The 10,125-nt window shown below is 30.9% G+C and carries 13 protein-coding genes; all 13 read right to left on the bottom strand.

Going from position 1 to position 10,125, the window contains the following annotated elements; genetic code table 11:
* Positions 1-234: 234 nt before the first annotated feature.
* Entirely contained in the window at positions 235-699 is a 465-nt protein-coding gene (locus ML462_RS15580) for a carboxypeptidase-like regulatory domain-containing protein (protein ID WP_240714762.1), read from the bottom strand.
* 162 nt (positions 700-861) lie between these two features.
* Positions 862-1,644, bottom strand: a complete 783-nt coding sequence (locus ML462_RS15585; RefSeq protein WP_240714763.1) for a DUF4238 domain-containing protein — start codon at positions 1,642-1,644, stop codon at positions 862-864.
* Between the two features lie 164 nt (positions 1,645-1,808).
* Complete coding sequence (locus tag ML462_RS15590) at positions 1,809-2,099, bottom strand: hypothetical protein (RefSeq protein WP_240714764.1); 291 nt, start codon at positions 2,097-2,099, stop codon at positions 1,809-1,811.
* The gene (locus tag ML462_RS15595; protein WP_240714765.1) at positions 2,099-2,434 is read right to left on the bottom strand and encodes a hypothetical protein; all 336 of its coding nucleotides are present in this window, start codon (positions 2,432-2,434) and stop codon (positions 2,099-2,101) included. Before ML462_RS15595 ends, ML462_RS15590 begins: the two co-directional genes overlap by 1 nt.
* 156 nt (positions 2,435-2,590) lie before the next feature.
* Positions 2,591-3,064, bottom strand: a complete 474-nt coding sequence (locus ML462_RS15600) for a hypothetical protein (RefSeq protein ID WP_240714766.1) — start codon at positions 3,062-3,064, stop codon at positions 2,591-2,593.
* Between the two features lie 214 nt (positions 3,065-3,278).
* A complete protein-coding gene (locus ML462_RS15605; protein WP_240714767.1) occupies positions 3,279-4,367 on the bottom strand; it encodes a serine hydrolase domain-containing protein in 1,089 nt (362 codons plus the stop codon).
* Positions 4,368-4,570: 203 nt separating this feature from the next.
* Positions 4,571-5,116 (bottom strand): hypothetical protein, encoded by a 546-nt coding sequence (locus tag ML462_RS15610; protein ID WP_240714768.1) that lies wholly within the window; start codon positions 5,114-5,116, stop codon positions 4,571-4,573.
* A 49-nt stretch (positions 5,117-5,165) separates the two neighbouring features.
* Positions 5,166-5,738, bottom strand: coding sequence for a hypothetical protein (locus ML462_RS15615; protein WP_240714769.1), 573 nt, complete (start codon positions 5,736-5,738; stop codon positions 5,166-5,168).
* Positions 5,739-5,898: 160 nt separating this feature from the next.
* Positions 5,899-6,948: a TlpA disulfide reductase family protein gene (locus tag ML462_RS15620; RefSeq protein ID WP_240714770.1), complete on the bottom strand. Its 1,050-nt coding sequence runs from the start codon at positions 6,946-6,948 to the stop codon at positions 5,899-5,901.
* A 265-nt stretch (positions 6,949-7,213) separates the two neighbouring features.
* Positions 7,214-7,588, bottom strand: coding sequence for a hypothetical protein (locus tag ML462_RS15625; protein ID WP_240714771.1), 375 nt, complete (start codon positions 7,586-7,588; stop codon positions 7,214-7,216).
* Positions 7,589-7,762: 174 nt separating this feature from the next.
* Positions 7,763-8,548: a hypothetical protein gene (locus ML462_RS15630; protein ID WP_240714772.1), complete on the bottom strand. Its 786-nt coding sequence runs from the start codon at positions 8,546-8,548 to the stop codon at positions 7,763-7,765.
* A gap of 260 nt (positions 8,549-8,808) precedes the next feature.
* Entirely contained in the window at positions 8,809-9,099 is a 291-nt protein-coding gene (locus tag ML462_RS15635) for a hypothetical protein (RefSeq protein ID WP_240714773.1), read from the bottom strand.
* A 503-nt stretch (positions 9,100-9,602) separates the two neighbouring features.
* On the bottom strand, positions 9,603-9,968 hold the full coding sequence (locus tag ML462_RS15640; protein WP_240714774.1) for a hypothetical protein: 366 nt from the start codon (positions 9,966-9,968) through the stop codon (positions 9,603-9,605).
* Positions 9,969-10,125: the final 157 nt, after the last annotated feature.

A 10,125-nucleotide genomic window follows, 5' to 3' on the forward strand; every position in this document is an offset into this window, starting at 1 on the left:
CTAATTTTCTTTTGACCAAATGTCAATGTAGAAATCAAAATCAGAAATATTTGTATTGTAGTTCTCATCTTTGTGAGGCTTGTGCACAACGGTCTCGGTTATCGCCAGTTGGCGGAGTAAGGGACGCAGATTTGTCGGCTTAGTATTAGTTTGTTGATCAAGTTAATTATTTTCTTACTTACGGTGCCGCTTATTGGCGATGAACCGTTGTTGTGTGCTGTGTTTTAGTTTAATTTACATATTTACTTTTAAATTTCTAAAAGCAATATATCTAACCTCAATTTCTTGGATTACTCCGTCGAATTCTTTCTGAAAATTACCATCTTGATCGGAGTGAATATTTAGAGTATCATTCTTTTTTTCTCCTGATAAAATCAGATATATGTCAGCATTTATCAGTGGATCTTTATTTTTTGAATCAAAAATTTTTCCTTTAATATAGCCTGGTTCTATTTCAATTATATTCATCGAAATTTCGCCTAGTACTTCGCATCCATCTTTTCCATTAATTCCATAATCCGGTTTTCTATTCTCAATTAATCTATTTTGATTCTTATTTTCTATTGTCAAGTTTGATAAAAATTCTGGACGAGTAGATGTACAAGAAAATAGACTTGTAATAATTATTATCAAATAGAAAAAATTGAAATCAAGAGATTTATTGATTGGTTTTAAAGTATTTGATTTTCTGTTTTTCAATTTTTCTTCTTTGTTCGAATTTTGGTGAACATTGCACACAACGGTCTCGGTTATCGCCAGTTGGCGGAGTAAGGAACGCGGAGTTGTCGGCTTAGTATTGGTTTGTTGGTCAAGTTAATTATTTTCTTTCTAACGGTGCCGCTTATTGGCGATGAACCGTTGTTATGTTTTGTTTTTGATTTCTAAATTTTGAATTGAACTAGAATCATTTGAAATTATCAATCTTGAAGAATTTATATAAGTACAATAATTTATCAATTTTAAAAACTTCTCAGACGTGGTTTCAAAATTTAAAGGTGTATTTGTCAGATTTAAATTTAGGCTCTCACCTTTATCATATGGATGAATATTTAAGCAATATTTTTTTGTCAATGGATAAAATAAAATTGAATCAACATTTAAGTCGTAAATCGGAATACTACTTAATTTTTGTTGACTTAAGAAATCTTCGATGTTTAAACAAAATCCAGGATTATCTGATGTTATCCAATTATTATCATTTTTGGTTTTATATATAGTCCATCTCATGGAAACTGCTGTCTCTACAAACCTTTCTAATTTCTTTTCAAATTCTGAATAATTTATAAAGTTATTTAAATGGTTTCGCCAAATTGGACTTCTCTGTTTTGTGAAAAAAAGCCATTGAATAATATTTTCCTTTATTGAAAAATTTATGTCCGGATTCTCTTCAGAAATTTCGTGAACAATATCATTATATTTTGATTCTATTTCTGAACCAAACATTTTTTCTATCGTTTTTCTATCTTCAAAATAATTTGTGTCCGAATAATTCTTTATCCAGAAAATTGAATCACCAGAATTTCTAATTTGAATTTCTTTCCTGAACTCATTTTTTAAATCTAATACGTTCAGATTTTTCCCGTCCAATTCATTTGTAAAGTGTTTTAAATATGTTTCGGAAACTATATGTTGTTTTCTATACACTTTCTATCAAAAATAAAATATAACGGTCTCGGTTATCGCCAGTTGGCGGATTAAGGGACACGGATTTGTCGGCTTAGTATTGTTTTGTTGGTCAAGTTAATTTATTTCTTTCTACCGGTGCCGCTTATTGGCGATGAACCGTTGTTGTGTGCAGTCTTCACGGATTAAAAGCTAAAAACCGCAATCATCATTATTACAGTTATTATTAATGAAATTACTAGAATTTTAATCTGTTTTAGTTTTTCACTTTTCGATTTTATTCTAATAGCTTCTTTTATTCGTTCTAATTTTTCTTTAGGAACCTGGTGAAATTTAATTTTATCAGTTTGTTGTTTTTTGGAGTAGATTCCTTCTCGGTTATTTTCTTTAAACTTTGCTCGATTGGAAGGTTTGTTTGCTCGGTTTTGCTTTAACCGATTATTCATATCCTGAACGTGTCCAGCTCCAAAACTCATTATAAGTAAAGAATTATTAAAGTTAAGATAATTACAATACTAACTACAATTATTGAAATTGTCCCAATCTTCTTTTGATCTCTGTAATCATAGCTTGGAATTGTTTCGGTACTTGCTATGATCTTTTTGTCCTTTAATAACTTATCAATTTTATATCTGTCAGAGTCAAGTACAAAATATCTTATTCCTGTATCTGTAAATGGTTGAATATCTTGGTCGGAATAGAAAGGAACATTATGTTCTTTTAGGTTTGATTCAAAAACTATCTGATCCTTTGGCAGGATATACAGTTTAGTATGATTTTGTTGTTTTATGTAAATATCTTTCTTCTCCAACTGAATTATCTGATTGCACACAACGGTCTCGGTTATCGCCAGTTGGCGGAGTAAGGGACGCGGATTTGTCGGCTTAGTATTGGTTTGTTGGTCAAGTTAATTATTTTCTTTCTAACGGTGCCGCTTATTGGCGATGAACCGTTGTTGCTAACAGTTTTACTTGATAATCGTAAATCTTGGTTCTACATTCTCTTCGTTCGACCATTTTAAATCTTCATTATACCAAATCTTTGTCACAATTTGGTTTCCAGAGCTTTTGTTCACAACACTTTTTATGATGTCTTCATCACCATTGTCGAATACCAATTTAGTCTCAGAAATATTGTCTTCATTGACCTCGTTGCTAAGGAATACAGTGAGATAGTTTTCTCCATCAATCTCAGTTTTTCTTAATCCCTTTGGATAATTTAAATTTCCTTCAAAATATCTTTCCCACTCTCCATCTATTCTATGAAACACGTCAATTTCCGATACGTTATAAGTATTTGAATCATTCAATAGATTAATTCCTTCACTATTTTCATACTTTATGTCCGTCCCTAATGATATATAGATGCAACAATTTTCAGGATCATCTGAAGTACAAGAAATTAATACGATGGTTAAAAGTGCTAGAAGTAATTTTTTCATAATTTAATTTGTGATTTTATAATTAGTAGATGTTGTTTGGAGTAAATGGTTTCGTGTAAAATTGTTTGCAACGGTCTCGGTTATCGCCAGTTGGCGGAGTAGGGGACGCGGCTTTGTCGGCTTAGTATTGGTTTGCTAGTCAAGTTAATTATTTTCTTTCTAACGCTGCCGCTTATTGGCGATGAACCGTTGTTAGCAAATGTTTTATGCCAATTTATGCCTTAAAGAGTTCTAATATTTCTTGTGAAATTTCATAAACATTTCCATGTTTTTGATTGGTAAGAATTACAATTGTTAGGTCTTTTTGTTTAAATCTTCTTACAACACATTCATAATTTCCGCTAGAACCATGATGAATGTGTTCTATAGCTAAATCATTGTCCCATTCAAAGCTTCCTAACGGGGCTTGAATATTATTACCTATAATTGCCTCTTGAGATAAAATTTTCACTGATTCTTTACTTATAATATCATACGAGTCTAAATACTTAAACCATTTATACATATCACTAACGGTAGAACTAAATAATATTGATGGAATGGAAATCTTATAATTATCTACTTCAAATTTCTCATTAAATGGAATTGCCATAAGAGTTTGGTCTTTATATGGAAATTGGTCACTAATTTTTGATTGATATAGACCGTATGGATTAAATAAGTTTTGTTTAGTATATTCTTTAAAATTTTGACCAGATATTTTTTCTACTATTTTTATAAGTAATATTGGACTATAATTTGAATAAAGATAATCGGTCCCTGGAGTAAATTTAAGTTTTTGGATAGCTTTTAAATCATCGTAAATCATCTGACTTGTAACCATTTCTCCGTTACTAAAATGTTCTCCCCAATTAATTTTAGGTAAACCACTGGAATATTGTAAAAGCTGAATTATGGATATACTGTCTGACCATTTTGGTAGATCCGTAATATATTTACCTAGTTTATCCTGTAAAGTTAATGCTCCTTTTTCCTTAAGTTGCATAATTGCTACAGCAGGAAATTCTTTATAGACTGAACCAATATTAAATCTAAAATTCTCATTCAGTTTTTGACTTTTATCTGCATCTGCAAAGCCATAAGACTTTTTAAAAATTGCTTGCCCTTTTTGAACCACTAAAACATTTCCATTTAAAATTCCATTATCAAATTTTAATGTAAGAATAGAATCTATTTTTTCTACTAATCCAATTGGATCATGATTTCGATTAGTTTCAATTTTTTTTAGTTCTATTTCACTTTGTGACTTTGTAAAAGGCGATAAAAGCGAAATAATAATGATTGATGATAATATATTATTCATGGGATGAGTTTTTTAATAGGTCTAAAAAAATTTGTAAAGTTACGTGCCTACCATTAAAATATTTGCTAACGGTCTCGGTTATCGCCAGTTGGCGGAGTAGGGGATGCGGATTTGTCGGCTTAGTATTGGTTCGTTGGTCAAGTTAATTATTTTCTTACTAACGGTGCCGCTTATTGGCGATGAACCGTTGTTGTGCCAAGTATTTATAGATCAAACCCTAAATTGAGCTGAAAAATCACGGGAAAAAAGTTTCCATTACCTTTTGTATCCAAAAAAAACTGAGGGCCTATGTCGAATAATAAGTGAAAATTTTTTCCATATTTTCTTTGTATTCCCCAGGTTGGTCCAAAGGCAAAATCAAAATCAGAGCTTCGATTTTCTTTCTCAACAAATGTATTTCCTCTTGTTATTAATCTGGCCGAAAGAAAATTCCCTGAATTATTTTCTACCGTTCTATTATTTCTAATTCTCTTATTTATATTAAAAAACCATTTTTGCTGTAGATCTAAAAATGGAGCAAAAATAAACGTTAGATCGTTTCCAGAATAAGTCACATCAGAATACCCTCCCGCATACCCTACACCTAATTCTGTAGAAAAAGTAGAATAATCTCCTGTTGGTAATTCGAGTTCTGCCCCTGGATTCAAATAGTTAATTCTCCATACTTTTTCTGTGGTGTATGTTTTTTGTTGTTGTCCATATATAGTAAAGCTTAAAAAAAATAAAAGAGCTAGAATTGGTAATTTCATTAAATTCTTATTTGGATTTGAATATGTCTAATAAAGTTATGGTAAGTATTTACAGATCGAACCCTAAATTTAATTGAAACATGAATGGAAAAATATTTCCATTTCCCTCTGTATCAAAATAATATTGTGGTCCTACGTCAAATAATAAATGAAATTTTTCTCCATATTTTCTTTGTATTCCCCAAGTTGGTCCAAAAGCGAAATCAAAGTCAGAAGTTCGCGTAACATTGTCTGCAATTGAAGGTCCTCTTGTTATGAACCGAGCCGAAATAAAATTTCCTGAATTATTTTGAACTGTTTTATTTTTTCCAATTCTTTTATTTAGGTTGTAAAACCATTTTTGTTGTAGATCTAAAAATGGAGCAATTATGTAAATAATTCCATTGTCAATAGCAGTAATGACTCCATTATCAGTGCCAGTTAGATCTTTGTAACCTCCACCATATCCAATTCCCAAGCCTGTTGAAAATGTTGAATAATTTCCAGTTGGTAATTCTAATTCAGCACCTGGATTTAAAAAATTGACTCTGAATACTTTTTCTGTATTATATGATTCTTGTTCTTGCCCGTAAGTAGTAATTGTAATTAAGGCTAATAAAGCTACAATTGATAATTTTTTCATTAATTAAGGTTAATAGGTTGTGTATTTGGGATTATTAGTTTTTATCCTAACGCTTAGGATTAAAGGAATTCGGGATAGGGGAATAAATTTGCATGAATTATCATTTTCATTCTAGCTTCCATCAAATAAAGTTAGGCGTTGTCTCTGTTTGTTTAAATTCTTAAGAATTTGATAAATAGTCCTTTAATTCTTCTAAGGTAATATTCTTAGAAATAATTACTCCATCGTTATCAATTAGATAAGTGGTTGGTAATGCACGAATATTATATCGAGATGCTACTTTACCGTTATAATTTTTGTTCTCATTTAGGTTTATCCAATCAATACTATCTTTTACAATAGCCTTTTTCCAATGATTTATATTAGTATCTGTTGAAACCCCAATAATTTCAAATCCATCATTTTTGTAGTCATCATAAATCCTTTTCAGTTTTGGATGTTTTTTTCTACAGGGCCCACACCAAGAGGCCCAAAAATCTATGAGGACTATTTTATTCCTGAAGTCTTTCGTATTAACCATTTGACCGTTAACATCAGGGAGTGAGAAGTCAGCAATTTTATCGCCAACTTTAAGAATTCTTTCTGGATTTAATATTCTTTTTATATCCTCTAATCTATTTGCAGCAATTGCAGTAGTATCAATTTTATCTAAAAGAGACTGAGTTTCTTTTTGTGTAAATTCTTTTGAATATTTTGAGAGAAGATAACTGCTATAGTTGTTCTCAGGATTAGTTTCAACAATCTCCTCAATTTTATTATAGAGGAGCTCATCTTTATTTTTTTTATTCTTGATAGTTTTTAAAAACTTCTGAAATTCAGATCTTATTATTGATGTTTTAGTACCTGAAATGGTATCAACTGAGATCAATTTATATTCATGTTGTCCTGACTTTTTATTAGCAATATTTAGTTTTAAATCGATTTCTTCATTCTCTAAATATATCCATTCGTTAGCAAATGCAGAAAGGCCTGGTACTTTTATCGCAGCTTCTGAAAATTTTGTTGATTCTCCTGAAAAATAAAATTTATTTTCTTGAACTAAGGCTGTATCAACTTTATTATCATATTCTAAATAAATTTTCTCAGGAACTTCACCCACAATTGTTCCATTAATCTGAAATCCCTTATTGGTTTCGTGATTTTGGCAACTTGTTAAAATTAATGCTAGAGTGATTGCTATGAATAGATTTTTCATGATAATTTTCTTCATTATTTTCTTTGACAATTGAAGTAGGGATTGTCAACTTAAACCTTGCGAATTTCCAAATATAATTTTTTTCATAACTCTTACACATATATTTGAAGAATTGTTTTTTTAAAATTTAAATATTTGGCACAACGGTCTCGGTTATCGCCAGTTGGCGGAGTAAGGGACGCGGATTTGTCGGCTTAGTATTGGTTTGTTGGTCAAGTAAATTATTTTCTTTCTAACGGTGCCGCTTATTGGCGATGAACCGTTGTTGTTGCCAGTTCTACTAATAAACTTTATTATAGGTTATTTCAAGATCATCATTTAAGTTAATCTTTATTTCTTCGAACAGTTTATTCTCAATTTTTGCTTTATATGACGCAGTACCAAATTCGTAATTATAATGTAGTAGGATTTTAGTGTTTAAAAAATTATTTTCTATTTCATATTTTCCATTTCCGTAATAACCACTATTAAACGTTTTGTCAGGATTTAGAATAAGAGTGTCTTTATTTGAAGGTATTTCTGCGAAATTCTTATTTTCATTATTAATCAAAACATACGTGCCTACAATATTTGAGTCAGATGTAGGAATATTAAATTTTAGTATTATAAATACAATTATGATCCCAAGGATTAAGAAATAAAATTCTTTTCGCATTCTTTCTGAATTGGCTACAACGGTCTCGGCTATCGCCAGTTGCGGGATTTGGGACGCGGAGTTGTCGGCTTATTTGTTTTATTTCCTGGTTTCTAAAATTACACTTTTTAGATGATACCCGTTATTGGCGATGAGCCGTTGTTATGTATAGGTTTTTCTAGTAATAACTTTTTGCTATTTGCCTCCAATTGATCGTAAATCTTCTATACAGTAATCATCTAGAAGAAACATATCTTGCTGATTGTAAGAATAATTTTTACCTGACGCCATTAAACAATTTTCTGTTATGCAGTGACCTGTGGTTTCAGGATCAGTATGATCGGAGACTGGACTAATTCCTTCATCAACTAATCCAAATAAATGTCCAAATTCATGCCCCATAATATTAGCTTCGGCAAGTCCAATAGAAATGTTTTTGTCGGAGTACCAGTCATTTAATTCTTTAGAATATATAATCATGGAAGTATTTTTGTAAGCTGTACCCAATGCATTTGCTACCCCTCCATTGCCATCATCTTTTCCGCCATCCGCAAAATATATCCATATAGCTAATTCTTCTTCCGAGTTGTAATTTTCTCGATATTCATCTTCAATTGATTCCCAATCTTCTCTATCGAAAGGAGCTTTATTTGAAGAAGGAACGGAGTGTAAAATATAATTTATTCCATCAGGTTTATTAATTCTTCCTTCGAGAAATTCTTTCAATTTTTCTAAAGCTTCATCTTTTGGTTTGAACCCTTCTACATATCCAATCTCTATTAACAAAGACCTATATTTTGTATCTGTTAGTATCTGAGAACCCCATGAACCCATTTGATGACGATTTTCTGATTTGTCAACAATAGTGGGTTCTTGAACTTCTTCGATTTCTTCTTGAATTTCAGGTATTTCTTCTTCTGAGCAGGAATATATACTAAAAATAAAGATTGATAGACAAAGTAGTAGCTTATGATTTTTCATTTTGATCTTATCGGTTAGTTTATAATTGATTGAAAAACAAACTAATATATAATCAAAATTTTAAAATATATCGGTTAGGTTTAAAAAAATGTAATTTTCTTTGAAAAACTTATACATAACGGTCTCGGTTATCGCCAGTTGGCGGAGTAAGGGATGCGGATTTGTCGGCTTAGTATTGGTTTGTTAGTCAAGTTAATTATTTTCTTTCTAACGGTACCGGCTATTGGCGATTAACCGTTGTTGTGTGCAGTCTTTACGGATTAATAGGTAAAAACCGCAATCATTATTATTATAGTTATTATTAATGAAATTACTAGAATTTTAATCTGTTTTAGTTTTTCACTTTTCGATTTTAATCTAATAGCTTCTTTTATTCGTTCTAATTTTTCTTTAGGAACCTGGTGAAATTTAATTTTATCAGTTTGTTGTTTTTTGGAGTAGATTCCTTCTCGGTTATTTTCTTTAAACTTTGCTCGATTGGAAGGTTTGTTTGCTCGGTTTTGCTTTAACCGATTATTCATATCCTGAACGTGTCCAGCTCCAAAACTCATTATAAGTAAAGAATTATTAAAGTTAAGATGATTACAATACTAACTACAATTATTGAAATTGTCCCAATCTTCTTTTGATCTCTGTAATCATAGCTTGGAATTGTTTCGGTACTTGCTATGATCTTTTTGTCCTTTAATAACTTATCAATTTTATATCTGTCAGAGTCAAGTACAAAATATCTTATTCCTGTATCTGTAAATGGTTGAATATCTTGGTCGGAATAGAAAGGAACATTATGTTCTTTTAGGTTTGATTCAAAAACTATCTGATCCTTTGGCAGGATATACAGTTTAGTATGATTCTGTTGTTTTATGTAAATATGTTTCTTCTCCAACTGAATTATCTGATTGCACACAACGGTTTCGGTTATCGCCAGTTGGCGGAGTAGGGGATGCGGATTTGTCGGCTTAATATTTTGTTGTTGGTCAAGTTAATTATTTTCTTTCTAATGTTACCGCTTATTGGCGATTAACCGTTGTTGTTGACAGTATTTGCAATCGAATTATAATTGGTAAGTTAATTCAACTTTTCCTTTAGTGGCTTTATATGGATCAAAAGTTATATATTCTTTTGATCCTCCGTAATAATCCATTCTAATTTCTTTTTCAATATTACCATTTAGATAGTAATAATGACTCGAATCACTTGGCTTACTAGCAGTTATTCTAATTGTATCGTTTGAAGTTCCTTTTATTTTAATGTAATAAACCGCATATGATTTATCAGGACTTGGAATCAGACTATCTATAAATTTTTTATCAAAATCTTCAATTGTAATTTTTTTCTTGTCAGTTCTATTTCCACAAGAACTTAGTAATATTAAAATTGCAATTAGGTTTAAAAAATTTTTTGAAATTAATTTATCCATTAGAAGCTGATTTTTTCTGCAAATATTGGCTACAACGGTCTCGGCTATCGCCAGTTGCGGGAGTTGGGATGCGGAATTGTCGGCTTATTTGTTTTATTTCCTGGTTTCTAAAATTACACTTTTTCGATGATACCCGTTATTGGCGATGAGCCGTTGT

The organism is Christiangramia lutea (assembly GCF_022489035.1).
Classification (GTDB): domain Bacteria; phylum Bacteroidota; class Bacteroidia; order Flavobacteriales; family Flavobacteriaceae; genus Christiangramia; species Christiangramia lutea.

Bases quoted from the DNA above. Each gene is read 5' to 3' on its own strand.
- ML462_RS15590 (WP_240714764.1), bottom strand. From the start codon at position 2,099: ATGAGTTTTGGAGCTGGACACGTTCAGGATATGAATAATCGGTTAAAG.
- ML462_RS15600 (WP_240714766.1), bottom strand. From the start codon at position 3,064: ATGAAAAAATTACTTCTAGCACTTTTAACCATCGTATTAATTTCTTGT.
- ML462_RS15605 (WP_240714767.1), bottom strand. From the start codon at position 4,367: ATGAATAATATATTATCATCAATCATTATTATTTCGCTTTTATCGCCT.
- ML462_RS15610 (WP_240714768.1), bottom strand. From the start codon at position 5,116: ATGAAATTACCAATTCTAGCTCTTTTATTTTTTTTAAGCTTTACTATA.
- ML462_RS15615 (WP_240714769.1), bottom strand. From the start codon at position 5,738: ATGAAAAAATTATCAATTGTAGCTTTATTAGCCTTAATTACAATTACT.
- ML462_RS15620 (WP_240714770.1), bottom strand. From the start codon at position 6,948: ATGAAGAAAATTATCATGAAAAATCTATTCATAGCAATCACTCTAGCA.
- ML462_RS15625 (WP_240714771.1), bottom strand. From the start codon at position 7,588: ATGCGAAAAGAATTTTATTTCTTAATCCTTGGGATCATAATTGTATTT.
- ML462_RS15630 (WP_240714772.1), bottom strand. From the start codon at position 8,548: ATGAAAAATCATAAGCTACTACTTTGTCTATCAATCTTTATTTTTAGT.
- ML462_RS15635 (WP_240714773.1), bottom strand. From the start codon at position 9,099: ATGAGTTTTGGAGCTGGACACGTTCAGGATATGAATAATCGGTTAAAG.
- ML462_RS15640 (WP_240714774.1), bottom strand. From the start codon at position 9,968: ATGGATAAATTAATTTCAAAAAATTTTTTAAACCTAATTGCAATTTTA.